General features: G+C 42.9%; 24 protein-coding genes, 1 tRNA gene and 2 pseudogenes. 5 read left to right on the top strand and 22 right to left on the bottom strand.

All coding sequences use genetic code 11. The annotated features are described in order from the left end of the window. Window positions 1-4: 4 nt before the first annotated feature. The 6 genes from BK049_RS11395 to BK049_RS11370 form a co-directional block, all read right to left on the bottom strand. Complete coding sequence (locus BK049_RS11395) at window positions 5-1,135, bottom strand: glycosyltransferase family 1 protein (RefSeq protein ID WP_008361209.1); 1,131 nt, start codon at window positions 1,133-1,135, stop codon at window positions 5-7. Then, a complete protein-coding gene (gene epsE / locus BK049_RS11390) occupies window positions 1,128-1,967 on the bottom strand; it encodes a glycosyltransferase EpsE (RefSeq protein ID WP_008361207.1) in 840 nt (279 codons plus the stop codon). Before epsE ends, BK049_RS11395 begins: the two co-directional genes overlap by 8 nt. Before the next feature lie 2 nt (window positions 1,968-1,969). After that, entirely contained in the window at window positions 1,970-3,109 is a 1,140-nt protein-coding gene (locus BK049_RS11385) for a glycosyltransferase family 4 protein (protein ID WP_071168535.1), read from the bottom strand. Further along, complete coding sequence (locus tag BK049_RS11380; RefSeq protein WP_071168534.1) at window positions 3,075-4,949, bottom strand: polysaccharide biosynthesis protein; 1,875 nt, start codon at window positions 4,947-4,949, stop codon at window positions 3,075-3,077. Before BK049_RS11380 ends, BK049_RS11385 begins: the two co-directional genes overlap by 35 nt. A 165-nt stretch (window positions 4,950-5,114) precedes the next feature. Further along, complete coding sequence (locus BK049_RS11375; RefSeq protein WP_008361201.1) at window positions 5,115-5,798, bottom strand: CpsD/CapB family tyrosine-protein kinase; 684 nt, start codon at window positions 5,796-5,798, stop codon at window positions 5,115-5,117. Beyond that, on the bottom strand, window positions 5,788-6,519 hold the full coding sequence (locus BK049_RS11370) for a YveK family protein (RefSeq protein ID WP_071168533.1): 732 nt from the start codon (window positions 6,517-6,519) through the stop codon (window positions 5,788-5,790). The genes BK049_RS11375 and BK049_RS11370 overlap by 11 nt, the downstream gene beginning before the upstream one ends. 257 nt (window positions 6,520-6,776) lie before the next feature. Here BK049_RS11370 and slrR point away from each other — a divergent pair, with 257 nt between their 5' ends. Continuing rightward, on the top strand, window positions 6,777-7,247 hold the full coding sequence (gene slrR / locus BK049_RS11365; protein ID WP_071168532.1) for an HTH-type transcriptional regulator SlrR: 471 nt from the start codon (window positions 6,777-6,779) through the stop codon (window positions 7,245-7,247). A gap of 290 nt (window positions 7,248-7,537) precedes the next feature. On the opposite strand, the gene BK049_RS11360 is transcribed toward slrR, so the two are convergent. From BK049_RS11360 to BK049_RS11345, 4 genes are all read right to left on the bottom strand, one after another. After that, on the bottom strand, window positions 7,538-7,762 hold the full coding sequence (locus BK049_RS11360) for a phage holin (RefSeq protein ID WP_071168531.1): 225 nt from the start codon (window positions 7,760-7,762) through the stop codon (window positions 7,538-7,540). Window positions 7,763-8,111: 349 nt separating this feature from the next. Further along, window positions 8,112-9,011: an iron-hydroxamate ABC transporter substrate-binding protein gene (locus BK049_RS11355; RefSeq protein ID WP_034739953.1), complete on the bottom strand. Its 900-nt coding sequence runs from the start codon at window positions 9,009-9,011 to the stop codon at window positions 8,112-8,114. Window positions 9,012-9,024: 13 nt separating this feature from the next. Continuing rightward, a complete protein-coding gene (locus BK049_RS11350) occupies window positions 9,025-10,026 on the bottom strand; it encodes a FecCD family ABC transporter permease (RefSeq protein WP_008361775.1) in 1,002 nt (333 codons plus the stop codon). Further along, window positions 10,023-10,958, bottom strand: a complete 936-nt coding sequence (locus BK049_RS11345; RefSeq protein ID WP_237739240.1) for a FecCD family ABC transporter permease — start codon at window positions 10,956-10,958, stop codon at window positions 10,023-10,025. The genes BK049_RS11350 and BK049_RS11345 overlap by 4 nt, the downstream gene beginning before the upstream one ends. Before the next feature lie 417 nt (window positions 10,959-11,375). Here BK049_RS11345 and BK049_RS11340 point away from each other — a divergent pair, with 417 nt between their 5' ends. Then, window positions 11,376-12,785 (top strand): polysaccharide deacetylase family protein, encoded by a 1,410-nt coding sequence (locus BK049_RS11340; protein ID WP_008361779.1) that lies wholly within the window; start codon window positions 11,376-11,378, stop codon window positions 12,783-12,785. A 187-nt stretch (window positions 12,786-12,972) separates the two neighbouring features. Here the strand turns inward: BK049_RS11340 and BK049_RS11335 are convergent, their stop codons facing one another. The 10 genes from BK049_RS11335 to BK049_RS11295 form a co-directional block, all read right to left on the bottom strand. Further along, on the bottom strand, window positions 12,973-13,737 hold the full coding sequence (locus BK049_RS11335; RefSeq protein WP_008361781.1) for an ABC transporter ATP-binding protein: 765 nt from the start codon (window positions 13,735-13,737) through the stop codon (window positions 12,973-12,975). Beyond that, window positions 13,731-14,549: an ABC transporter ATP-binding protein gene (locus BK049_RS11330; RefSeq protein WP_071168530.1), complete on the bottom strand. Its 819-nt coding sequence runs from the start codon at window positions 14,547-14,549 to the stop codon at window positions 13,731-13,733. Before BK049_RS11330 ends, BK049_RS11335 begins: the two co-directional genes overlap by 7 nt. Continuing rightward, the gene (opp1C, locus tag BK049_RS11325) at window positions 14,512-15,399 is read right to left on the bottom strand and encodes a nickel/cobalt ABC transporter permease (RefSeq protein ID WP_071168529.1); all 888 of its coding nucleotides are present in this window, start codon (window positions 15,397-15,399) and stop codon (window positions 14,512-14,514) included. Before opp1C ends, BK049_RS11330 begins: the two co-directional genes overlap by 38 nt. A 6-nt stretch (window positions 15,400-15,405) precedes the next feature. After that, window positions 15,406-16,335, bottom strand: a complete 930-nt coding sequence (gene opp1B / locus BK049_RS11320) for a nickel/cobalt ABC transporter permease (RefSeq protein ID WP_071168528.1) — start codon at window positions 16,333-16,335, stop codon at window positions 15,406-15,408. Between the two features lie 15 nt (window positions 16,336-16,350). Next, on the bottom strand, window positions 16,351-17,994 hold the full coding sequence (nikA, locus tag BK049_RS11315; protein ID WP_071168527.1) for a nickel ABC transporter substrate-binding protein: 1,644 nt from the start codon (window positions 17,992-17,994) through the stop codon (window positions 16,351-16,353). Window positions 17,995-18,314: 320 nt separating this feature from the next. After that, on the bottom strand, window positions 18,315-19,484 hold the full coding sequence (locus BK049_RS11310) for a macrolide family glycosyltransferase (RefSeq protein ID WP_083381117.1): 1,170 nt from the start codon (window positions 19,482-19,484) through the stop codon (window positions 18,315-18,317). Between the two features lie 165 nt (window positions 19,485-19,649). Beyond that, a complete protein-coding gene (locus BK049_RS19980) occupies window positions 19,650-19,778 on the bottom strand; it encodes a hypothetical protein (RefSeq protein WP_268557951.1) in 129 nt (42 codons plus the stop codon). Between the two features lie 134 nt (window positions 19,779-19,912). Then, a complete protein-coding gene (locus BK049_RS11305; protein ID WP_008361975.1) occupies window positions 19,913-20,377 on the bottom strand; it encodes a DinB family protein in 465 nt (154 codons plus the stop codon). 300 nt (window positions 20,378-20,677) lie between these two features. Continuing rightward, a tRNA-Arg gene (locus tag BK049_RS11300) sits at window positions 20,678-20,753 on the bottom strand. 118 nt (window positions 20,754-20,871) lie between these two features. After that, window positions 20,872-21,180 carry a TM2 domain-containing protein gene (locus BK049_RS11295; protein ID WP_008361976.1) on the bottom strand — a complete coding sequence of 103 codons (309 nt, stop codon included), beginning with the start codon at window positions 21,178-21,180 and terminating at the stop codon, window positions 20,872-20,874. Between the two features lie 227 nt (window positions 21,181-21,407). On the opposite strand from BK049_RS11295, the gene clpP reads away from it, so the two are divergent. Continuing rightward, window positions 21,408-22,004 (top strand): ATP-dependent Clp endopeptidase proteolytic subunit ClpP, encoded by a 597-nt coding sequence (gene clpP, locus BK049_RS11290; RefSeq protein ID WP_008361979.1) that lies wholly within the window; start codon window positions 21,408-21,410, stop codon window positions 22,002-22,004. A gap of 51 nt (window positions 22,005-22,055) precedes the next feature. On the opposite strand, the pseudogene BK049_RS18905 reads toward clpP, so the two are convergent. Then, window positions 22,056-22,253: pseudogene (locus BK049_RS18905) on the bottom strand (LOG family protein); the annotation flags it as partial. 351 nt (window positions 22,254-22,604) lie between these two features. Further along, window positions 22,605-23,213 (bottom strand): annotated as a pseudogene (locus tag BK049_RS11285) (SulP family inorganic anion transporter); the annotation flags it as partial. A 455-nt stretch (window positions 23,214-23,668) separates the two neighbouring features. Between BK049_RS11285 and BK049_RS11280 the strand changes: the two are divergent. Both BK049_RS11280 and BK049_RS11270 read left to right on the top strand, forming a co-directional pair. Beyond that, window positions 23,669-24,646 (top strand): 2-hydroxyacid dehydrogenase, encoded by a 978-nt coding sequence (locus BK049_RS11280; RefSeq protein WP_071168526.1) that lies wholly within the window; start codon window positions 23,669-23,671, stop codon window positions 24,644-24,646. A gap of 376 nt (window positions 24,647-25,022) precedes the next feature. After that, window positions 25,023-25,511 (top strand): ribonuclease, encoded by a 489-nt coding sequence (locus tag BK049_RS11270; RefSeq protein ID WP_008361076.1) that lies wholly within the window; start codon window positions 25,023-25,025, stop codon window positions 25,509-25,511. Window positions 25,512-25,540 lie beyond the last annotated feature (29 nt).

Below are 25,540 nucleotides of genomic sequence, written 5' to 3'. Positions count from 1 at the left end.
TTCCTTACAATCCATAGACATTCATCACACGAGTGATGTTCTGTTTCACATCAAATCCTCTTTGGCCAAGCTGAGAGGTAATGGTTTCTTGAAGAGGAGGTTCTTCGTGATACGCTTCAAGAATTGCTTTCATCCACTCATGTGCTGAATCGCGCAGTGATTGCCGTTTCACGAGCCCGCAGCCTAGATCGACTTCCTTTGTAATATGATCTGAGATCACACAAGGCAATCCAGATGCCTGCGCTTCCACTAATACGAGCGGGAGACCTTCAAACAAAGAAGGCATCACAAACACATCAAATGCTTTCATGTACTCCGGGACCTCCGATACAACACCCGTAAACACAATGTCTTCCGTTACCCCTGCTTTTTCCGCATACGATTCGACGACTTGTCTGAGCGGTCCATCCCCAACAAGAACAAGCTGAAATGAAACCCCTTGTTTCTTTAGAGTCTGCGCCAGTTCAATGAAAAAAACATGATTTTTTTGCTCATGAAATCGTCCAATATGACCAATCACCAGTTTCTTTTCGTCAAGATGGAGGTGTTTTTTCATCCCCACCTTTGCCTCTGGTTTCAACTGAAAAAAAAGGTCTAAATCAATTCCATTTGGTAAAATCACCACTCGCCGGTTTTGCATCTTCTTCTGTCCAAATAAAAAAACACCGGCATCTTCGCCGCAGGCAGCAAGCTGGGTAGAACATGCAAAGGTCAGCTGTCGAAAACCTTTGAACATCAAGTGATCAATCCAGCTTGGCGACTGTTTCCAAGCCGTATTATGTGAATGGCAAATGCGCACCTTCACACCTGCCAGTTTCGCAGCAAGGGCAGAAAAGCCAGTTTGAAAGTCCGTATGTGCATGCACCGCCTGATAAGGGCCGGTCTGCTTGATCGTCTTCGTCAACGTGTTCACAAAAGCCAAAGGAGAGGACGCTCCAATACTCGGGACATAAAAGATTCGTCCTCCGAGCTGACGAATTTCCTCATCATAATCGCAGTCGTCCTTGCGGTGGGTGATGAAATCGAATTGAAGAACATTCCTGTCGAGTGCACGATAGATATTCATGATCATCGTTTCTGCACCGCCTCTATTCATTCCGCCCACAACGTGCAGTACACGCTTTGGCTCACTCATCTCGGATCGTCCTCCTTTTCAACATCGACACCTCAAGCTTTCGCTGATGATAAAACCTCATGATCTTTGGTGACATACAGGCACGAACCACTGGCTTAAGAGCAAATAGATAATCAAACGGTGACAATTTTAATTGCCAGCATGCTTTTAAAACGAGCCAGGCATTATCCATAGAATATCGAAATTTTCGGCGCTGAAAGGCCGCTTCATCCTCTCTCACCATGTATAAGGGCTCCTGCAAATTAAAGCCTTTCCTCCCAGCAGCAAAAAAGCGAATCCAAAGATCGATATCTTCCATTCGCCTTGTTGTTTTCACAGAACGATATCCATTTAAAGCCTTGTAGGCTGAGGCCCTCATCATAATCGTCCCATGACAAAAAGGTGTTCCTCTTGCCAGCACCTTTCGATCAGGCTCTGAGGCAAGGGCACGAACACCCTTTGTTCCCGACTCGTCAAAAACTGTCATCGCCGTACCGGCCACATCATATTCAGGATGTGTATCGAGGAAATCAACCTGTTTTTCTAAACGAACAGGCACTGATACATCGTCGCCATCCTGCCTTGCAATGAGTTCTCCCGTCGCTTCAGTGAGACAGCGATTTAAACTGGCCGCAAGTCTTTGGTTCTGTTCATTTCGAATGAGGCGAATTCTTTCAGGATCTCTTTTTGTATAAGGAAGCACTTTTTCATAGGTGCCATCTGTTGATGCGTCATCACATATGATGAGCTCCCAGTTTTCATAGGTTTGATGAAGAATGGATTCGATGCTTTCTTCTACTGTCTCTTGGCAATTGTAGACGCCCATGATGATAGATACCTTCGGCTTACGCATGCTCACATCACCTTCTCTACTTGATCCATATAGGCTGTATAAATCTCTTCCATGGCACTTACCGTCTGCTCCTGTGCAAATGCGTGAGCCATGGAGCGTCCCGCTTTTCCCATAAGGGACAGCTGGTCCTTTTTATGATAAAGCTGCTGTAAATAACCAGCTAAAACATCTACATCCTGCGGTTTGATCAAAAAGCCATTCACCCCATGTTTGACTAGCTCACAGTGACCTCTATTTTCAGTGGCAATGACCGGCTTCTCAGCAGACATCGCTTCAAGAAGATTCATGCCGAGCCCTTCTCTTAGGCTGGTTGACACACATACATCACTCATGTGCATCCATTCCTCGATTTTTTGACAAAACCCAGCAAAATAAACATGCGGCTCAAGATTCAACTGCCGAACCAGCTTTTCATAGAACGGCCGGCTTGTCCCCTCTCCCGCAAACACAATCTTTACATTTGGTATATGCCCGTAAACTTGAGCACACGCTTTGATGAGCATCCCTTGATTTTTATTGTCATTTAATTCGCCAGCACACAGCACGATAAAATCTTGCGGGGTAAAGCCATATGCTGTTCGAAGGCGCTGCTTTTCTTTATCATCAACTGGTGCAAACCGCTTCATATCCACACCCATGCCGGGAACATAATGCACAGATACTTTCTCTTTTGACAGGCGATCGGCCCTTTTATAGTCTTCTCCATTAATGGTGATGAGCGCATCTGTATATGGAACGAGCCATCTTTCAATCGGATAATAAAACAGCCAGTTTTGAAGCGGAGCCCCCTTCCAAAAGTGAAAACCATGCGCCGTGTAAAGAACCTTCGTCCCTTTTTTGCGTGTACCTTTGGCAGCCAGCCTGCCAATGACACTTCCCATCGGCGTGTGACAATGAATGAAATGGTAATGCTCTTTCTCAAGCAGCTTTTTCAGCTCCACATAAGCAAGCCGGTTGCGCAAATGAAAAGGAGATCGCTGAATCGGAATGGAATGCGCCTGATCCACGTGCGGCAGCTCCAGCTGGCCATTTGCCGCTGTATGCACTTCCCATCCTTGTTCCTGAAACCACCGAAAATACGGGAGATGGAATGCCTTAAAATGATAATCAACCGTTGCGCAAAACAAGACTTTTTTCTTCATTAGCAAGCGTCTCCTCCTCTCTTTGCACCGGTTCAGTCAACAAATCATGCGACTCAATGGCTGCAAATAATGCTTGTCTTAATTGATCTTCACTCATCATGTCAAATTCGTGAATAAAGCGGTTTAGCACATATGGGTCCCCATCCAGCGCATGGCCGATGTGGATTTTGGGGAAGATTTGCTTCTGTGCTTTTTCATGGTGGTTGAGTAACTCCTCGTACATTTTCTCTCCGGGACGCATGCCCGTAAACGTGATTGGAATTTGGTCTGTGGTGTAGCCTGAGAGGTGAATGAGGTTTTCTGCGAGATCGACAATTTTGACTGGCTCCCCCATATCTAAAACAAAGATCTGTCTGCCTTCTGCTAATGCACCTGCTTGGATGACTAGCCGTGATGCTTCCGGTATCGTCATAAAATATCTTGTCATAGCTGGGTGCGTGACTGTCACCGGCCCGCCTTTTTCAATTTGTTTTTTAAAGATCGGAATGACGCTCCCCCTGCTTCCGAGTACATTCCCAAATCGTACAGCCACGAATTTCGTGTTACTGCTTGCCCCCATTTGCATGATCAGCATTTCAGCAAACCGCTTTGTCGCTCCCATCACATTGGCAGGATTGACCGCTTTGTCTGAGGAAATGAGGACGAATGTTTCAACTCCGTGCTCATGTGCGGCTTCTGCGACATTTTTGGTTCCAATAATATTATTTTTCACCGCTTCTTTCGGACTGATTTCCATGAGCGGGACATGTTTATGTGCCGCAGCATGATAGATCATATCCGGCTGAAAATGACCCATGATTTCACTCATTTTTTGTTTATCTTGAATATCCGCAATTTGCGGATAGAGGCTGATGCTGTCTCCATATAATTCTTTCAGCTCAAGTAAAATAGAATGAATGCTAAATTCTCCATGTCCCACAAGCACAATGGCCCGAGGGGCAAACACACAAATTTGACGACAGATTTCTGATCCAATGGACCCACCTGCTCCTGTCACCATGATCGTTTTCCCCTTTAAATGTACAGATAGGCGGCTTGTATCTAATTGAATCGGCTCTCTTCCTAGCAAATCCTCTGGCTGTACATCCCGCAGCTGGTTCAGCGCATGGGTTCCTTTTAAGATCTGCTCCATTTCCGGCATAATCTGTGTTTTGACTCCAGTCGCTACACATTCCTTATAAAGCCCCTTTAAGGTGTGACTGCTTTTAGATGGAATGGCGATGATGATTTTTTGAATATCCATCATCACAACAGCTCTTTGAATATGTTCTTTCCCCCCAAGAACGGGGAGTCCCATGATTTCAAGCCTATGCTTTGTCTTGTCATCATCAATAAAAGCGACAGGCTCAATACGTACATCACTCGACTGTTGAAGCTGACGAACGATCATGGTCCCGGCTGATCCGGCGCCAACGATTAGTGCCCGCTCCTTTTCTTCCTGCAGCCGCTTTGCCCCATCATGAAATAGCCTGGATGCCATACGAGATGCTCCGATGAATAAAACATGGAAAAGCCAGACGATGAATAAAAACCGAAATGGCCATGTCTGCACAAAGAGGTACAGCACCGTCATTGAAAATAAAAAAGAGCACACAAAGGTCTTCATTAAAGAAAATAACTCCCTTACCCCTGTATATGCCCATACTTGTTTGTACACGTGAAAAATATACGAAAACAAATGGTGCCCAATGAGCAGACTAAGCGAAGAAATGACGAGCATTTCAAATGTATATACGGTTAACGCCGCCTCTTGGACAAATTGAAAGCCAAAAAAGACAGCAACTAAAATGAGATACGAATCTAGTGCTACGATGATTGATAATCTTTGGGCGTAAGTCAACGCTCCTCCCCCTTTTTAAAACATCACTATTCTTACGTACAATGGGCATCAAACCCGTCCTCACATCCCACTACCGATGACGAGCATCTAAGGCATAAGACATGCCCACAGCAGGATCGAGTGCCTCCGTTGTTAAAGATTAGGAGACATCACCTATCAATCTCTTTAATACATATAGTGCCTTCCCTTTTTCACTTTCTTTCCATTTAGCATCGCCCCAAGCAGTTTCCCTGTTGTTCCGTCTAATACTTCTTTTGCTTTCTTCACAGCGGCGATCTTTGTTTTACCGCTTAATACAACAAGAATGCTCCCATCCGTCCGATTCGCTAATATTTTGGCATCGGCTACAGGCAGAAGCGGCGTGGAATCAACGATCACCATGTCATACTGCTGCTCAATCTCATAAAATAGTTGCTTCATCACAGAGGAAGAAAGCAGTTCAGCTGGATTCGGCGGAATCGTCCCACTCGGAAGCAGCTCTAAATGCTCAATCGGTGTAGGTAAAATGGCTTCCTCCAAACTGCAATTATTTAAAAGCACATTCGTCAAGCCAGTGTGCGGACTCAGGTCAAAATATTCATGTATGGCTGGTTTTCGCAAATCAGCATCCATGAGCAAAACCCGCTTTTTCTGCTGTGCAAAAACAGCTGCTAAGTTTGCAGCCGTAAATGATTTCCCTTCCTTCGGCAAGGAGGATGTCACCAATATCGACTTCAATCGGGTCTGAATGGATGTGAATTCGATGTTCGTTCGGATCGTTCGGAATTGTTCCGCAATGACAGAGTGAGGATTTAATACAGAAATACAGGATAAATCTCTCTTTTCTCGTTTTTTCCTCTTAAAAATCAATGTTCTGTCCTCCCGTTATGACGGACTGCTTGTCTTTTTTTGCCCTCCTGTCTGCTTGCATCTGATAGACACTGCCGAGCGACGGCAATCCGACCTCTTCTCTTATTTGATGTGTTCGTTTGACCGTATCATCGAGTAGATTCATTAAGAAAATGAGTGTCATTCCCCCTAATAAAGAGGCGCCTAGTGCCAAAACGATATGAACAAATTTACGTGAATTCACGAGAATCGTGTTGGACAGCTTGGCTTCAGACAAAACATTAATGCGATCCATATTCATGGTCTTTTTAATTTCTTCTTGCAGCACCTTTGTTGCCGTATTTGCAATCGCTACTGCCTTGGCGCGGTCCTCATCTTGTACAGAAATATTTATGACCTCAGACTCATTTTCTGTACTTGTGGCAATTTTGTGTTTTAATCCTTCAGCCGATTCTGTGAGATTGAGTGTTTCTTTTACTTTTTCAATGACGATTGGACTTTTTAATAGGACTTGAAAGGTACGTGTATATTGAAGGTTCATCTGAATATCGTTTAAATTCGCTTGTGCGTCACTGCTTCGTTTATGAACAAGAATTTGAGTGGTTGCCTGATATACAGGAGTCGAGACATAGAACTGATAGTAGGCTGAAATACCCGTTACGATCAGGACAATCAGGATCAGAAGGGCCATTTTCTCTTTAATGACAGAAAACAGCTGCTTAAAACCTATATTCTCATTCATAGATACCTCCCGATTTCATCATAAAAAGGTTATATATGGTTTCTTTTTGTTAATGATTGGATTATAAAAGATAATACCCGCAAAGAAAAATGTCATAATAGGTCTTATAGTTCTTTTTAAAGAACAAAATCGTTCGTTTTCTTTTATTTACTTCCTGTTTCTTACGTTTTTGAATTTTATAAAGAACAATTTATTTCTTATAATGAACGAAAAGGTCGCAGAACTATTCGCCAGGGAGAAGGGAGATCATAAATCGAATGATAGGCAAGGTGATACGCATTTACCGAAAGAGGAAAGGATACTCGATCCATCAGCTAGCTGAAGATGCCCATGTCTCTAAATCGTATTTGAGTAAAATTGAGCGTGGTGTCCACCAGAATCCATCTGTGCAGTTTTTAAAAAAGGTATCCTCTTCACTAGACATTGATTTACAAGAGCTGTTTGATGCAGAGACAATGATGTTTCATGACTTTGAGGGTGGTGAACAGGAATGGCGGGAGCATATCGTGCATGCCGTCCAATCCGGCATGCCTAAAGAAGAGCTGTATCAGCTGCTCCAAACCTTTCGAAAGGAGCAGGAAGAAAAGACATTACATGTTATCCATAGAAAGCTGACCGATTCGAATATCTCAGAATGGAAGCGTCTCATGAGTGAAGCAAAAGCTATCGGCCTAACCATCGAAGAAGTGAAAGCGTTTCTAACGAATATGGGAGAATACCGGGCGTAAGCCTTTGAGAAAGGACCAATTTGCGGGGAGAGGCGTTTGATGCCTCGATGAAATAGAGCCTTTTTTCATGAAAAGGCTCTTAGATTGTTGACAAAGGGCTAAAATGATCTTTATTTTAGCCCTTTGTCTTCTTTTCAGCGTGACATGAAAACCTTTGCAGTCTAGGAAGGACGAGTACCGGCGCGGAGCGAATTTAAGATTCGTGAGCACCGGCACGCAGGACTGACAAAGAATGCGAGGGTTTGTCTACACGCTGAGAGCCTTTTTTCATGAAAAGGCTCTGTTTTCTCTTATTCTTCTTTTTTCGTTCGGGCTTTTTTCGTAATGTCATTGTTTTTCCAATAGGCCCATAGTGATGTCACTCCTAGAAAGGCTAACGAAATGAATTGCTGCACGCCTTCTTCATCAATCGGAATCGGGCTTTTTCCAGCTGCGGTGAGAGAACTGTTCACAAGCGCCAATAAAAGCAACACAAGCCTTGTAATCGTACCTGCACTAATTTTTTGAACCTTCAACTATATACCCTCCCTTTTCCCTTCACGCGGGCGGTACTGCTCGTTCCCTCTCATATGTATGCAAGAAACGAATGAATAGAAGAAAGGATCAAAAAAAGACATCATTCTTATGTGTAGAATGATGTCTTAGATTGTTGACAAAGGGCTAAAATGATCTTTATTTTAGTCCTTTGTCTTCTTTTCAGCGTGACCTGAAAACCTTTGCAGTCTAGGAAGGACGAGTACCGGCGCGGAGCGAATTTGACATTCGTGAGCACCGGCACGCAGGACTGACAAAGAATGCGAGGGTTTGTCTACACGCTGAGACATCATTCCTATGTGTGGAATGATGTCTTGATTCATATGCTTCTTATTTAGAAAACATCTCTTTTACTTCATCCATTGCCATTTTATTTCCTAGTGCTGAGTAATCGAGCCATGGCTGATCTGCAATTGGATACACCTGGTTTTTCTTCACGGCTTTTAGGCCTTTCCAAATCGGAGTCTGTTCTAACTGTTTGAATGCCTGCTGCGCCTTGTCATCACGGTTAACGACGACGAAAATAGCATCTGCATCAAAGTCAGGAAGAACCTCTTGGGAAATCACTTCAAAAGGTCGTTTGCTGTTCAGTTTTTTCACACCATTTGCAGGGGTCAGTCCTAAATCTTCGTATAAAATAGGGCCCATCGGACGCTTCATACTAAATACTCGAAGCTCTTTTGCTGTTACACGAATCGCCATCACTTTTCCATGTCCAATCTTTTTCTGGATAAGTGCTTTGACTTCTTTTGCTTCTTGATTGTAGTCCTTGATATATTGATCCGCTTCTTTTTCCTTATTGACGAGCTTGCCGATTTTTTTCAAATGATCACGCCATGTGCCATCATTTAAATGAAACACTTCTGTTTTGGCAATCTTCTTGTATTTCGATAAGTCTTGACCAGCCAGCTCTTCATCAACATAGATGACATCTGGTTTTAAAGCAAGCAGGGACTCCATATCTGGATCAGCTGCAATGCCAAGCTTTTTCGTATGGCTCAGCTGTTTTTTCGCATGTGGCAGGAAATCTTTTAAGTCTCCCCCTACGACAGAGCCCGCAGGCTTGATTCCAAGTGCTAATAAGTCATTTGTTAAATGAATGGACAAGGAAGCGATCTTAGGTGTTCCGTTATCATCTTGATTTGTCGTATTCTTTGTTTCCTGTTGACCGCAAGCGGCAAGAATCAAGAAACAAAGCGTTAAAGCAAAAACAAGTAATTTTTTCATGATGAGTTCCTCTTTCTTATTTTGTTTTTGTTAATAAATATAGAAAATAAGGGGCTCCGATAAAAGCCACAACCACACCCGCAGGGATGGCATTTGGGGCAAATATGGACCGTCCAATTGTATCGGCACTAACCAAAATCAAAAGGCCAAGTAAGGCACTAACCGGTAAAAAATATTGGTGCAGTGACCCGGCAAGCCGTCTCGCCAAATGAGGCGCAACAAGTCCAATAAAACCAATACCACCTGTCATTGACACACTTGCACTAGCTAGGCCAACCGCTAAAGTGAGCAGCAAAAGGCGTTTTCGCTGCACACGTACACCTACACTTGAGGCGACAGCATCTCCTAACGTTAATGCATTAAGTGTGCTTGACTGCATCAGCGTAAGCGGCACAAGGCAGACAATCCAAGGCAGGAGCGCAAGCACATGAATCCAGTCTCTTCCCCATACGTTGCCGACGAGCCACCTTGAAGCAAATGTGTATGTATCTTCATCAAGCTTCAATGACAAATATAAGGTCAATGCACTAAACCCTGCAGCAACAGCAATTCCTACAAGGATCAGCCGGATAGGAACCAGTCCTTCATGCCTGTCATAGGCAAGGAGCACGATGATGGCCGCCGCAAGGAGTCCTCCGCCAAATGTAAAGAGCGGGATGAGTAAAGATGGGTGACCTTCTAGTGCGTGGAAATACGTAACAAACAGAATTAAGCCAAATGCGGCTCCTGCATTCAGTCCAATAATTCCGGGATCGGCCAGTGGATTGCGGGATAAACTCTGCAAGATGCCGCCTGCGACACCTAGTCCAATTCCAGCTAATATCGTCACGACGATACGAGGCAGACGATAGTCAAACAGCACCGTCTCACTTTGAAAATCCCCAAAGCCAAATAACGTTTTAACGACAACGACGGGACTAAGTTTCAGCGTGCCGGTATTTAAACTATACAGCACCACAGCTGCACTCAGGCAAAGCAGAACCGCTGTCACGACAAGAGCTCGCTGCTTCTCTCTCATGACAAGTTCCTCCCTTCTTTTCTGGCAATATATAAGAAGAAAGGAACACCGACAAGTGCTACCATGACGCCAATGGCAAGCTCTCTTGGCGGATTCACTGTACGGCTGGCCAGGTCAGCACAGACGAGCAGCACTGCGCCTAAAATCGCTGACATTGGAATGACGAAGCGATAGTTGATCCCAACCAGCTTTCGTGCAATATGTGGAATCACAAGCCCGACAAACCCAATGGACCCAACCGCTGATACAGACACGCCTGCCAGCAAGACAGCGGCTGCCATTCCTAGTATTCGCACTCGCCTGGTTTTCACCCCTAAATTAGCGGCTACATCTTCACCGAGCGATAGTAACGAAAGTGACCGCCCTAATAACATCGCCCATCCGATAACAATGAGAATGACTGGAGCAAGGATCGTCAGCTGCGGCCATTTCACACCAGCCACACCCCCTGCGTACCAAAAAGCCAGATCCTGACTGAGATCAAAATAAATGGCGATACCAGAGCTGAGCGCATGAAGCAATGCAGCCACAACGGCTCCTGCAATCGTCAGCCGAAGCGGGGTCAGCATACCACCAGCTGCCCCAATGGCAAAGATCAGAAGCGTACTAAGCACAGCACCAAAAAAAGAAAAAAACATCAGTGCTGAATATGGTATTCCTGGAAAAAAAGCAAAACAGAGAGCGACAACAAACATCGCACCGCCGTTAATGCCCAATATTCCAGCATCCGCCAGCGGATTTCTCGTGATGCCTTGCATGAGAGCACCTGCGACAGCAAACGCCGCTCCAACAAGTGCTGCCCCTAGAACACGCGGGAGCCTTAATTCATGGATGATCTGCTGCTCTGTCACATCTGACTGATAGTCGAACACAGCTGTCCAGACCGTTTGCAAAGACAATGTCTTGGCACCGTATGAAACAGCCAAAAACATAGCAGCCACCAAACCAATGACTGCGAGAAAAAATAATAAAAAAAACAGAATAGGTGATGAGCGTTTGTGTTGAGGGGTTCGCTGATTCTGCAAAATCGGTGTCATCCTTTTCTTCATTTAAAATCAGTTTTGAAAATGAGAATCATAATCATCAAAATTATAGCCGTCAGCCTATGAAAAAGCAATGTACAGCTTATTTTTTAATGATTGAAGATATGTTGCTTTAGCAGTCATGCGCCACGATGTTTTTCAATCTGAAAGACCTATCATTTTTTCTGATAGTTTAATAGGAAATAAGTTGACATTCCACATGAACATCCCCTAAAATTACAAAAGTGAGTCAATTGTTATAGAAATATTACAAACAGATGTCAAACGAATAAAGAATGACCCGTCATGAGAGGAGAATTGAAAGTTGTGTCAGTAAAGGGAAAATGGAGTATCATCCTATTTGCGCTTGCCATCGTCATTGGAGCAGTTGCTTTCTTTCAAAATCAGCAAGCAAGCGGTACAGAAAAGAAAAATGTGAAGCAGGATACGAATTATAAAAATGTCGAAATTGTGACCCTTGTAAATGACGGGAAATTTATGAGATATGCAGTCAACTATCCTCTTTTTCATCAAAAAAAGCTAGATGACAAGATTCAAAGCTATGCAAATTCAGCATTAGAGCATTTCAAGAAGACATTCAGTGAAGCAAAGGACGTCGATGAAAACAAACGATTTGAATTGAATATTGATTATGACATGGTGCACTATGCGAAACAGTCTGCTGCCATTCATTTTACGACCTATACTTATACAGGGCAGCAAAATGGGACCACTCATCATGTAACGATCAATTTCGATTTTCAGAAAAAAGACTTTCTTAACACAAAAGATTTATTTCAGCCAAAAAAGGACTATTTGAAAAAATTATCCTATATTACATACTTGGAGCTAAAAAAGGATAAAACCTTATCTAAGAATCTATCTCTCCTTCAAAAAGGAACTGCCCCTACTGATCAAAACTTCAGTCAATTTGCCTTGAAAGAGAACTATGTGGAGTTTTATTTCCCAGCTTCCCAAGTAGCCGCAAAAGATCTAGGACCGCAAACGCTCGCGATCAAAAAGACGCTGCTAAAAGACATATTGAAGCCGGAATATATGAATAAGATCAAAAATCAGAATGAAATCAAAGAACCGAATCCAAAAAGAAAAGCCGTGAAGCTGCCGCAAAAGTCAAAGCTTGATCCCAATCAAAAAGCCATCGCACTCACATTTGATGATGGCCCAAATCCTGCAACAACTTCAAAAATCTTAGAAGCACTGAAGAAAAATAAAGGACACGCTACCTTTTTCGTCTTAGGCAGCAGGGTGCAATATTATCCTTTGATGCTTGCCGACATTTTAAAAGGCGGAAATGAGATCGGAAACCATTCTTATAACCATCCTTTGTTAACAAGGCTGCCTCTAAAGCAAGCGGTGAAACAAGTGAAAGATACGCAGCAGATGATTGAGAAAGCCAGCGGTTATACACCTACACACTTTAGACCGCCATATGGTGGAACAAATCAAGATATCAATCGGGCGATTGATATGAAGGTTTCTTTATGGGACGTTGACCCTGAAGACTGGAAAATTCGTAACAGCCAGCAGATCACAAGCCATGTTCTCTCACATGCAGCAGATGGCCGAACTGTGCTCATGCACGATATTTATGACAGCTCCGCTCGAGCAGCAGTGAACATCATCCATGAACTCACGAAACAGGGCTACCAGCTTGTCACAGTCAATGAACTTGAACAATTAAAAAAAGAACGAAACGAAAAGGCCCCTGTGAAGTAAACACAAGGGCTTCTTTTATGACTCTAACGACTTCTTTCTTTTCAACAAGGCTTGAAATGTCTCATCCAGCTCCAGAGAAGGCTCTATACTTAAACGGCTGAGCACGTCAGACAGCTGCATACCTATGATCAAAAGCTCATCTTCTTTCCTTGTAGCAGCTGGCTTTTCTTCCTTTTGTTGATATTCTTCATATGTGCTGAAATGGCAGGAGCGAGTCCAGCAGCTTGAGCGTAAATGGGTGGGACGCTTCATATAGTTCGTCCGTTTTACAATCTTCCACCACGGTTCCTTCATGTAAAAAAAGAAGCCGATCACATAGATAAACTGCTGCTTCTATATCATGGGTAATCATAAGGATGGTCATGTCTAATTCTTGTTTTAACGTTTCGAGCAGCTCCAATATTTGCACCTGAACAGACACATCTAGTGAGCTCAGCACTTCATCTAGTATGAGAATGGACGGATTCGTTGATACTGCTCTTGCTATGCAAACTCGCTGCAGCTGACCGCCGCTTAACTGATGAGCATATTGATTCAGCAATGACGAAGGCAGTCTGACTTGTTCAAGCAGCGATAATACCTTCTGATCCACATTCTTTCCCTGCTGTAACAATCGCATAGGTTCAGCAATGATCTCTTTCACCGTAAAAGCTGGATGAACAGAAGATAGATAATCTTGAAATACCACACTCATTTTTCCTCGGTTCACCTTCCGCCATGTATGTGCCTGCCTTCCGTCAACCTGTATCTCGCCGCCATCTTTCTTTTCTAAACCGAGCAGGATACGTGCTAAAGTACTTTTGCCACTACCGCTCTCTCCCACTACCCCAACACATTGTCCTTTTTCAATTTGAAATGAGACGTTTGAGATTCGTGCTTTTGCTTTCTTCTGATGAGAAAAAAAACCCTTCGTCTCCCCATTTTTTTGTAATTGATGAACTGTGATTAACATGGGGCTGCCTCCATTCTGTTTTGCTGCCTCAATGCTTCAAGGGGCTTAGATAAACGGAGTCTCGTCTCTAGTAAATGCTTTGTTTGGGGATGTTGCGGTGATGTGAATATCTTCGCAGCTGAGCCATGCTCAAGCATCACTCCTTGATGCATCACTAGCAACTCGTCTGCGATCGCCTGAACGACGCCTAAATCATGCGAAATGACGATCAAGGCGGCACCTGTTTCTTCTTTCATCCGCTGTAATTGCATGATGACTTCACGCCGATTGTATGCATCAAGCGACGCAGTTGGCTCATCGGCAATGATCACATCAGGAGAAAGCATCATCGTAATGGCAATCATGACACGCTGAAGCATACCACCAGACAGTTCATAGGGATATGTTTTCATCAATTGATATGGATTTTTTAAATGGACACTTTCCAGTCCAGCGATGGCATGTAATTCCCCTTCTTTCCCACGCAAACCCAAATGCTGATGAAACGTTTCAATCATTTGATGTCCAATCGTTTCTATCGGGTTAAATGCATTCATGGCATCTTGTGAGATGAAGCCTATTCGTTTCCCTCTCCATCCCTTTACCGTCTGAGTTGTCAATTTCTCACCGTCAAAGATGATCTCTCCATCCACCTTTAGCGAAGGAGAGATCAGGCCAATTAACGTTTTTGCAATGGTTGATTTTCCGCTTCCACTTTCACCGATTACGGCTAAACAGCGTTGTCGATGTAAGGAAAACGTGATATTCGCTACCAAATGGCTTTGCTGTACTGGATCATGTACGGACAGTCTTTTTACGTCGATAAAAGGCAAATCGTCTCCCCCCTTTTTTGCTGATAGGATGCATGGCTGGGTTCATGGTCTGCTGAAGGCTGTCTCCTAAAAAATTCAAGGCCATGACCACAAATAAAATCGCCATTCCAGGTGCCAGCATATGACCCGGGTGTGTGACCATCACATTCTTCGCCTCATTCAGCATCATGCCCCACTCCGGTGTAGGTGCACTCACACCCAATCCAAGGAAGGACAGGGCGGAAATATTTAAAATGACCCACCCGGCATCGAGTGTAGCAAAGACAGCGATTTCTCCTGAAATGCGAGGCAATAAATGTTTTCGAAGAATGTAAAAGGATGAACCTCCGGATACTTTTACAAACTGGACCGATGGTTCATTTGTATATTGAAGGACTGACGACCGGATCATCCTCGTATACCACGCCCATTTCGCAAGGACATTGGCCAAAATAATATTGACAAGCCCTGGTCCCATGATCCCCACAACGGCCAAAATCATCACCTCAGCAGGAAATGACAGGATGACATCACATAGTCTCATTAAAACGCCATCCACCTTTCCTCTAAAAAGGCCAGCCATGAGTCCAAGTATAGTTCCAATGAGCATTGTGATACACATCGTGAAAACAGCCGCAAGCATTGTTGTCCGAATCCCAAATAGCAGACGCGATAGCACACACCTCCCCAAGTGATCCGTACCGAGCGGGTATGTGAGGCTTGCCTTAGCATATTTGTCTAAAACATTCGTGTCAGCCGGGTCATGTGGAGCGAGCATCGGTGCAAACAGCCCAGCTAATGCGACAAGTGCTAAGATCCAGATAGACAGCACAGCCATTCGATCTTTTCTTAACTGATCCCACCCTCTCATGATGTCTTATACCTCCTTTTTCAGTTGCGGGTTCATGATCATTTGCATGATATCAGCCATGAGATTGCAAACAACAAACAAGAACCCCATCACAAATAAATAGGCTTGAATAATCGGGAAATCAGCTTGAAAAATAGCTTCCACACACAATCGACCAACCCCGGGCCAAGCAAACAGGTTTTCTATAATGACGGTTCCTGCAATGAGTTTTGGTATCGACATCCCAAGTGCTGTAATCGCGAGCTGAAGGGCATGCCTCAAAACTTTCAATTGGATGGTTCGTTCCTTTAAACCGCGAGCTCTTGCATAAAACACAAAGGGCTCTTGCTGAAACTTTAGAATTTGATTTCGAATCAGTCTGACATAGGTTGATATGTAGCCAAGTGATAGAGTAATAGCAGGTAGAAAAATGGATTTGATTCCTTCCATTCCACTCGTATTGACCCAGTTGAATTTGACAGAAAAAAGCCAGATAAACAAAATGCCTAGCCAAAAACTAGGCATTGAAGATGCGATAAATACAAAGGCTCTAAGGACTCGGTCCACCCACGTATGAGCAGCATATGCACAAATCATTCCGAGTAACAAACTCGACACAATGATGAGAAAGAGGGCTACTCCTGCAAGCTTTAATGTTGCAGGTAGCGCCTCCATGATCAGATCAAACACTGGCTCATGTGTGACATAGCTGCTGCCAAAATCACCTGTTAATCCATCTTTAAGCCATGTGGCATACCGTATGAAGAATGGTTGATCTAAGCCTAGCTCCTGGCGCATCGATTCAATCATCTCTTCTGTCGGGGTGACTTGATTCACCCGCAAAGCAACTTCAGCTGGATCACTTGCCCGTATCGTCAGTAGCACAAAGGCAAAGAAGGTGATGAAGATAATAAGTGGAAACAGCAGCAATATTCGTTTTAACAGATAGCGTGTCATGTCTATGCCTCCGCTTTATGACGAAAAATACATCCGGTCAAAGGGAATTTCATACTGTGAAACATGAAAACCTACACCTTTAAGACGTTTATTATAAACGGCCTTTGTCACAGAATAAGAGATTGGAATGTAGACATTTTCATCATGAATATACGTGAAGATGTCTCGGTACATTTGTTTCCGTTTTTGCTCATCTGGCTCCACCAATACTTTCGTAATCGTCTGATCCAGCCACTTTTTCTTTTTCAATCCTAATTGGGCTTGATAATCGGCATGGGATGCCACACGGAATGAAGAAATGTAGGTTTGTGGATCATAAGGAAGACCCCACGATAGAGAGTACATTAGATCAAATTTCCCTGTTTTTTGGCGATCCAAAAATGCCTGTTTTTCTTCTCCTCTAATATTAAGCTTGACCCCAACCTGTTTGAAATCTTGTTGAATCGATTCACTTATCGTTCTTTCGCCTGCATTATCGGAATTATAATAAATAGTCACGCTCAGTGGTGTGCCATTTCGATAGCGATAGCCGTCTTCTTTCAGCTTCCAGCCTGCTTCATCCAGTATTTTTTCTGCTTTCTTTTTTTGATAGGTTTTCTTTTTCAACGGAATATCTGCGTAAGGAACTGACGGGGCAAGCAGTGTGTGTGCCACCTGTTCCGTTCCATTTAGAATACCTTTTGTGATCATGTCTTTTTGGACGGCGTATTGAAACGCTTCTCTCACTTTCGGATCTTTTGTGATGGGCTGATTTGAATTGATTACGATAGACCTAGAACCAACTGGAGGACTCACGGTCACACCGTATTGCCCCCCTTCCTTTAATACCTGAAATGAGTCTCCGTCGATCATGTCACCATCTGCGCCAAACAAGAGATCAATCTCTCCTTTTTGCAGTGCGAGTAAAATCGTTTGATGATCCGGCATCACTTTCCACTTCACTGTTGAAATCTTTGGCTTCTTTCCCCAATAACGATGATTCGTTTTAAAGATGGCATATTGATTTTTTTTATGTTCCTTCAACACATAAGGACCAGTGCCTGCATAACCTTTAACTCCCTTTGCTGTCGTGCCATCCACGAAGCTGTTAGGAGAAATAAAACGGAAGGGACGTGTTAAGCCAAGCTCCTCTAATGTCGGATAATAGGGCTGTTTCAATTTGAGAACAAATGTGTGTTCATTTACTGCCTTTGTCGATTGAATTTCTGAAACAAGATTGAGCCAGGCGTTCTTTTCAATATTTTTGACGACAGCATCAATATTCATCTTCACTGCCTGCGCATTAAATGGCGCACCATCTGAAAAAGTCACGTTTTTTCGAAGGTGAAACGTGTAGGTCTTTCCATCTTTTGAAATATCCCAGCTTTGGGCTAGGGCAGGCTGAATTCCTTTTTCAGTATTCACGACAAGTGATTCAAACACCATATGTTGAGCGGCCATCTCCCCGCCATATAAATGGGGATTGATGTCCCTGATATCTTTTGTACTTGCATACACCAGCTCATTATCTTCTCTTCCATGTAATCTGGAAGATGTCTTATTTTCAGAGCAGGATGCCAATAGAAAGCAAGCCATGACTGAAAACAGCATCAAGGTATATGTCACATAGGAATGGGCTTTCTCATCTTTTTGCTTTATGTAAACACGTCGAATCCTCATATGTACTTCCCCCACATTCTTTTATCGTAATCATTACGATTATTAATCGAAATGATTACGAATTGAATAATAGCATACAGAAATGGGAAATACAATGTCTATTTTCATTAAAAAACAGACTCATGATTGAGTCTGTTCAGATTGTTGACAAAGGGCTAAAATGATCTTGATTTTAGTCCTTTGTCTTCTTTTCAGCGTGACCTGAGAACCTTTGCAGTCTAGGAAGGACGAGTACCGGCGCGGAGCGAATTTAAGATTCGTGAGCACCGGAACGCAGGACTGACAAAGAATGCGAGGGTTTGTCTACACGCTGGACAGACTCATGATTGAGTCTGTTTCGCTTGCATTAATTGATCAATGACACGTAATGCTTTGTCTGTACCCCCTGCTGTTTGGAAGCTTTCTTCAATTTTTTTAATTCCGGCAAGATACGTGTTACTTCCCAGTACTTCTTCTACAGTGTCTCTCAGCTGCTTTGCTGTCAGCTGGTCTTTATCGAGCGCACGAGCAGCGGACAATTCCGTCAGTCTTTTTGCCACCATCGGCTGATCTTTGTCCACTGGGATGACGACCATCGGGACATGAAAATGAATGCTTTCATTGACACTGTTCATCCCGCCGTGAGTGACAAACACATCGGTCTGTTCAAGGACTTCAAGCTGCGGCACATAAGGCTCGATGATAACATGCGAAGGCGCTTCTTTTAGGAGGGACATATCAATTTTTTCACCTGTTGCCATGACCACTTTGCCATCAAAGTTTGCAAAGGCATCTATACACATATTAAAAAATGACTCTGTATCTCCAAGAACTGTCCCCATCGAAATAAAAATGACCTTCTCCTGTTCAAGTGCTTCTAGCGGGAAATCATGCTGATCTGCCCGTTTTTGAAAGCTCGGCCCAATGAAGACAAATGAGTCGTTCAATGCATCAACAGACGGCTGAAAATATTCGCTCGTATACACCATGTTCAGTTCTCCACGATTTTTCATCAATTGCATCAAATGTTTGGGCTGTACTTTAAAACGATCCTTTATTTGTTCTAGTAAATGCGCAGCCTTCTCATCCTTGCGATAAAGAGGTGTGTCAAAATGCGCCTCTTGCAGCACAAAAGATGGATTCGATCCGATACCAGGAATGTGCAAGTAATCTCGCACCAGTTCGCCTGCTCCAAACATATCAAAATAGACCAAATCAAATGTATGCTGCTGAGAAAGTGTATCCACCACTTCTAGAATATCTAATGACGTTTGCAGCATGGCATGGAAAAATGGCTGCATGGACTCCAAATCGCCTTCATTCACACTCAATGTCCGAATATAATCTGGATGGATATGTACGTGAGCGCCTAAGCGTTTGATTCGTTCCTGATAATGTACAGTTGTCACCACATGCACTTCATCTCCTCGATCCGCCAATGCTTTTATGATTCCTAACATTGGGTTCACATGTCCTTCAGCTGGGAACGTAATTATTAAAATCTTCGCCACCAGAATCCCCTCCTCATTGTCAATTCCCTTCCATGTTAATCATATACAGTCAGCTGGCTCAACAAATACGCGTGAAAAGGGAGGCAATGAGTCTTAGGGCCAATATTTTAAGCGGATCGCAGAAAAAAGACAAAGCCTCCTGTTACATGCTTTGTCTTTTTTCTATTATTTTTTGAGCAGCATTTGTTTAAACACCGCGGACTGTTTTTCAATTGAAGTCGGATCAGCATAGATAAATTCATTGATTGAATAGTACAGAACATGTCCTTGTTGCACTGCTTTGTTTTTTTCCATAAAACCCCTCTCCTTATGGAGAAGGCTGTGAGAAACACTTGTTCTATCGGGAAATAGATCAAGCATAAGCTCGTAGAACGTATAATAGACATGACTTAAAAAAACACGATGAATGTTATTTGAATTGAGGACAGTTATTCAAACATTAAAATTTTAGGGTCTTTATCGTAACAGTGAACAAGCATAGCGTGTAATTGCCCCCTATGATGATAAACGTGTGCTAATATCTCTAACAACCATTCATACCTTGTATATGTCACATCCCAATATGAGGTGGTACGGGATAGTAGTTCTTTGTCTGATAAATTCATATAATTATTTTTTAATGAATGAAAGTTGGTAATTAAGCCATTTTCTATTGATTCTAAATCTTTGTATGATACATTAGAATAAAATTTTTCCATCTCTTCTTGGGTAGCCTCATTAGAAATACGCCAGTCAGCTTCACAAATGATAGCAATGTGTTCCAACAATTCTCCGATAGACTGCTTATGAGATGTTGGTCTTTTTTGCAGATCATCTTCTTCTAATTTACTTATTATTTTTATTAATGTTTTAACAGCTACTTCAATTTGATGTAAAACACTTTCACAATTCATTAGTCCCTCCTTATGAAAAAATTCTTCCCTGCTAGTAGAACAATAAAAAAGCTTCAATGTGCAATGATTTTATACTCATTCAATACATTATATCTTTTGTGTTGCTTACTTTTAAATATAGCGTCTTTCTTTCAGGCTAGTAAAACAATAATCTCTGTTTACTACTAAGTGGCCGTACATCATTCACAACATATTCTGAAGAACAGGTGAAGTTCCTCTCAAATCACTCACAAAAAAAGCTGAAAACCCTTTAGAATAAGGATTTTCAGCTTTTTTTAAATGATAAATCGAATCTATAGACGCGCTCGGAGGGATTCGAACCCCCGGCAGACGTGGTACCGGAAACCACCGCTCTATCCAACTGAGCTACGAGCGCACGATATGTTTTTTGAACGTCAGCATATCAAATTATAAGGGAAATGATGCAAGAAAGCAATGATATTCTGACAGCATCAAAAAAGAAGCCTGCACCGAAAAGATGCAGACATGTCTTCTTATGCCATTTTCACAGATGCAATAATTTTTCGTTCCATGTTTTCATTTACTTCATCAACTGTTTTCACAAGACAGATGATACCATCAATAAACGGCCAAATGAACAGTGTTAACCATCCTAAAAGAAGCATGGTCACTGCATACCCTTTTTTCTCATCTAGGTAAAAACGATGAATAGCAAACGCTCCAAAGAACCACCACAAAAGAAATACAACTAATTTCGACTTTTTCTTGGTTTGCAGTTCAGTTGAGACAACAATACGTTGCTGATCAGTCAAACCACTTTTTTCTAAAAGCAAATTATCCACTCTGTTTCCTTCTTTCTGACTACAAATAATTATTCCATAGGTAATTTTACCTCACAACAGAAAGTTTTTCCATATTTTTTTAAAACTTTTCCATGGTTTAAGAAATTTAATTTTGGGAAAAATAACATGTGGCTGTCGAATTTTTTGATTGCATTTTGTTTGACCTTTATTGACCAAAAATGTATCATTGAATTACATACTTACCTAAAAGGTGAAGGAGGAACATTATGAATTTAATACCTACAGTCATTGAGCAAACAAATCGTGGGGAAAGAGCCTACGACATTTATTCTCGTCTTTTAAAAGACCGTATTATCATGCTTGGTTCTGCAATCGATGACAATGTTGCCAACTCCATCGTGTCACAGCTTCTTTTCTTAGAAGCCGAAGATCCAGAAAAAGATATTTCTATCTACATTAACAGCCCTGGAGGTTCGATCACAGCTGGTATGGCCATTTACGATACGATGCAATTTATTAAGCCAAAGGTATCAACTATTTGTATTGGGATGGCTGCATCAATGGGTGCGTTCCTGCTTGCTGCTGGTGAAAAAGGTAAGCGTTATGCCCTTCCAAATAGTGAAGTGATGATTCACCAACCACTAGGCGGTGCCCAAGGTCAAGCAACAGAAATTGAAATTGCGGCAAAACGAATCCTTTCTTTACGCGATAAACTGAACCAAGTACTTTCTGAACGTACTGGTCAGCCAATTGAAGTGATTGAGCGCGATACAGATCGTGACAACTTCAAAACAGCGGAAGAAGCTCTTGAATACGGACTCATTGACAAAGTCTTGACCCGTAATACAGACGAACAAAAATAATGACAACACAAACCGTCTGCTCTTTGAACAGACGGTTTTTTGTTGTTCAAATACGTTAAGACAGCTCTGTCCATTTCTGCTGAAGAGCAATACCTCATCCGCAATGGCTCCCATTCATCCAATTCGTGAGCCGCCGTATACAAGATGGATTCCTTGCTTTGCCATATAAGTCCCCAGCTCGACAGCTTTTTGTTTGTAGATGTCATTCACACCTAGATTCGACCCAGCAAACACACAAATCGTTTTCATCAAAACAGCTCCATCTCTCTATGATTTCTTCACCCACTCATTCTCCTATACTTGATTGTAAAGAAACAGCCGTTCCGTCTATATATAGTGTAAAACCAAAAGGTGAACACCATATAAGGAGATGTATAAAGAGCATGCAAACAACTGAGGCTGACCTCTATGATGTCTCATTAGAAGAAGTCTTCTCCTCCCATCAGCAGAAACTCACTCAGCGGTTTTCTCGTGAGACAGAGCAGGCAAAAAGCACGTGACTTGTCGGTCACGTGCTTTTTTCATCGTCTCATAGATGCTGTGGTAAGATATCATCCGTTCGTTCAAAAATAGAAACGGCAGCCACATTAGAAAGAGAGACCGATCAGCAAGGTTCAACGCCACAAACATCAAAATCGGTGCCATGGCAGCAAGCGGAATCATGGATGCATATGGTGCAAATAACATTAAGATCAGCAAGACGACGATGCCATGCACGACACCTGAAATCGGACTTGCTCCGCCATTTTTGATGTTCGTTGCCGTTCGGGCAATCGCCCCAGTTGCTGGAATCCCTCCGAAAAGCGGTGCTGCCATATTGGCAATTCCTTGACCGACGAGTTCCTTATTGCTGTCATGTTTAGAACCTTTCATATTGTCAGCAACCATCGCAGACAAGATCGACTCCACTCCGCCTAAAAGCGCAATGACAATAGCCGGCGGCAAGAGGTCCATCATTTTTTCAATCGTTAGTTCAGGAAAAGCGAAGCTTGGCAACTGACGAGGAATTTCGCCATATGCAGAGCCAAGGGTTACAACTTGTCCTTGGAAAAAGAGAACGGCTACAAATGTTGAAGCTAATAGTCCTAATAGAGCACCAGGTATTTTGGGAATATATTTTTGTGCCGCCAAAATCACGATAAGCCCGATGACGGATGTGATGATGGCAAGACGATTTGTGGTCCCGAGATGAACCACGATTTCTCTCATAATGAGAAAACGATGAGAGAAAATGTAAGCATTTTCTCTATTTTGACCTTTATACCGCTTCAGCACAGGCGATATGCGGCTTTTGCTTTCAAACGATAGCTCTCATCTCACCAAAAGACGATGAAAAGGTTTAGTAGAAAATGGCCATCCCGTTTAATACACTTCAAATATAATAAATTTTCTACCAAAAACTCTCGATCTATTTTCCGGTTTGTCAAATTATCTCTCGAAACATCTGCCATTTTTCTATGACACATCTACTAATCACTCATTTTTCTACATCATAAAAAGACATCAGTTGGCCGAGGAATTTACTCTTTCACTAAAAAAACGTCTTCTTTCCCGTTATTTCAGTATATTAAATATTGAACTGCTCATATTCAAACGTGTACTGCCAAAATGGTTGCTTTATAATAAAAAGAGAAAGATGCCCATGTGAAAGGAGCGAATTGACTGTGAAACCACATATTTTTGTCACCAAACCCCTGCCTGCCTCTTTTGAAGACATGCTAAAGGAACATTGTACATACGAGGTATGGCAATCAAAGGACCCTATTCCAAGAGATGTTTTATATGAGAAGTTGCAGAAGGCTGATGGCCTTTTAACATCTGGCACGAAAATTGATCAAGACTTATTAGATCACGCACCCCAACTCAAGGTGGTGAGCAATCATTCAGTCGGCTATGACAATTTTGATCTAGAAGCGATGAGACAAAGAGGGGTGATTGGGACGCACACGCCTTACACACTCGATCATACCGTTGCTGATCTTGCCTTTTCGCTCATTCTCTCTTCTGCAAGAAGAATTGCCGAGCTTGATCGTTTTATCCGCGAGGGAAAATGGACGGAATTCGTGCAGGAGGAAGATATGTTCGGCATTGATGTCCATCATCAAACGCTCGGCATTATTGGGATGGGACGAATCGGAGAGCAAGTCGCCAAACGAGCTGCTCATGGTTTTGATATGAACGTCCTCTATCATAACCGAAGCCGGAATGAGAAAGCCGAATCGGCATACGGCGCTGTGTATTGTGCACTTGATGATTTGCTGAAGCAAGCGGATATCATTGTGTTAATCACACCGCTGACTGACGAAACGTACCACCTGATAGGAGAGCGGGAATTTAAATTCATGAAGCAGACCGCTTTATTTGTGAACATCTCCCGCGGGAAAACTGTCGATGAGAAAAGCCTCATCCAAGCATTGCAGGAAGGGTGGATCAAAGGAGCCGGCTTGGATGTGTATGAACAAGAACCGCTTCAGGAAAATCATCCTTTCATGGAGATGAACAATGTCACTCTTGCCCCCCATATCGGTTCTGCTACTGAAACGACAAGAGACCTCATGCTCAAACGAGCCATTCATAATGTGATTCATGGCATAGATGGCAAAGCCCCTGTTGATATTGTGAAGGAGCTTGCCACATCTTAAACGAAAACGGACGCAGGAAACTGCGTTTCAGATTGTTGACAAAGGGCTAAAATGAACTTTATTTGAGCCCTTTGTCTTCTTTTCAGCGTGAACTGAAAACCTTTGCAGTCTAGGAAGGACGAGTACTGGTGCGGAGCGAATTTGACATTCGTGAGCACCAGCACGCAGGACTGACACCGAATGCGAGGGTTTGTCTACACGCTGGGACGCAGGAAACTGCGTCTTTTTATTTATGTCATCTGGAGGGACTCGGGAGAAAAGTCTCATTTTCGCCAATCTCCTGATTCTTTACATTTCCTTCATGTGCGGGTGCTATAATATGAGGTAGACAAGCAACAAGAGGACGACATCCCATTTCCTTTTGAGGAGGATGAAGATGAAAAAAATAAGTTCGATTTTCACCATGTTTGCTCTGATCGCTGCCATTCTGTTTTCTGGATTTATCCCGCAGCAAGCTCATGCAGAAACACCTCTTACACCAACAGCCACAAATGAAACAGCTTCAATTCAGCTTGCACCAGACCTTCGCACCCTTGCCGTCATTAATACATTTGATGGTGTAGCTGATTACCTGATCAGCTATAAACGACTGCCTGATAATTACATCACAAAATCTCAAGCGAGCGCTCTCGGATGGGTGGCATCGAAGGGGAATTTAGCGGAAGTCGCACCAGGAAAAAGCATCGGTGGAGATGTTTTTTCTAACCGGGAGGGACGTCTTCCTTCAGCAAGCGGCCGAACATGGCGTGAGGCTGACATCAACTACGTCTCTGGCTTCCGTAATGCTGACCGCCTCGTTTACTCAAGTGACTGGCTCATTTATAAAACAACCGATCACTATGCGACATTCACACGGATTCGTTGATCATTGAAATAGACAGCCCTAAGTCAAAC

The organism is Bacillus xiamenensis, assembly GCF_001857925.1.
GTDB classification, from domain to species: Bacteria; Bacillota; Bacilli; order Bacillales; family Bacillaceae; genus Bacillus; species Bacillus xiamenensis.
Note: the sequence above shows the minus strand (reverse complement) of the source record. Positions and strands in the feature narration are given on the sequence as shown.

Excerpts from the sequence above, each read along its gene's own strand:
- BK049_RS11395 (WP_008361209.1), bottom strand. The coding sequence starts at position 1,135 with ATGAGTGAGCCAAAGCGTGTACTGCACGTTGTGGGCGGAATGAATAGA.
- epsE (WP_008361207.1), bottom strand. The coding sequence starts at position 1,967 with ATGCGTAAGCCGAAGGTATCTATCATCATGGGCGTCTACAATTGCCAA.
- BK049_RS11385 (WP_071168535.1), bottom strand. The coding sequence starts at position 3,109 with ATGAAGAAAAAAGTCTTGTTTTGCGCAACGGTTGATTATCATTTTAAG.
- BK049_RS11370 (WP_071168533.1), bottom strand. The coding sequence starts at position 6,519 with ATGAATGAGAATATAGGTTTTAAGCAGCTGTTTTCTGTCATTAAAGAG.
- slrR (WP_071168532.1), top strand. The coding sequence starts at position 6,777 with ATGATAGGCAAGGTGATACGCATTTACCGAAAGAGGAAAGGATACTCG.
- BK049_RS11350 (WP_008361775.1), bottom strand. The coding sequence starts at position 10,026 with ATGAGAGAGAAGCAGCGAGCTCTTGTCGTGACAGCGGTTCTGCTTTGC.
- BK049_RS11345 (WP_237739240.1), bottom strand. The coding sequence starts at position 10,958 with ATGTTTTTGGCTGTTTCATACGGTGCCAAGACATTGTCTTTGCAAACG.
- BK049_RS11335 (WP_008361781.1), bottom strand. The coding sequence starts at position 13,737 with ATGTTAATCACAGTTCATCAATTACAAAAAAATGGGGAGACGAAGGGT.
- opp1C (WP_071168529.1), bottom strand. The coding sequence starts at position 15,399 with ATGAGAGGGTGGGATCAGTTAAGAAAAGATCGAATGGCTGTGCTGTCT.
- opp1B (WP_071168528.1), bottom strand. The coding sequence starts at position 16,335 with ATGACACGCTATCTGTTAAAACGAATATTGCTGCTGTTTCCACTTATT.
- nikA (WP_071168527.1), bottom strand. The coding sequence starts at position 17,994 with ATGAGGATTCGACGTGTTTACATAAAGCAAAAAGATGAGAAAGCCCAT.
- BK049_RS19980 (WP_268557951.1), bottom strand. The coding sequence starts at position 19,778 with ATGGAAAAAAACAAAGCAGTGCAACAAGGACATGTTCTGTACTATTCA.
- BK049_RS11305 (WP_008361975.1), bottom strand. The coding sequence starts at position 20,377 with ATGAATTGTGAAAGTGTTTTACATCAAATTGAAGTAGCTGTTAAAACA.
- clpP (WP_008361979.1), top strand. The coding sequence starts at position 21,408 with ATGAATTTAATACCTACAGTCATTGAGCAAACAAATCGTGGGGAAAGA.
- BK049_RS11270 (WP_008361076.1), top strand. The coding sequence starts at position 25,023 with ATGAAAAAAATAAGTTCGATTTTCACCATGTTTGCTCTGATCGCTGCC.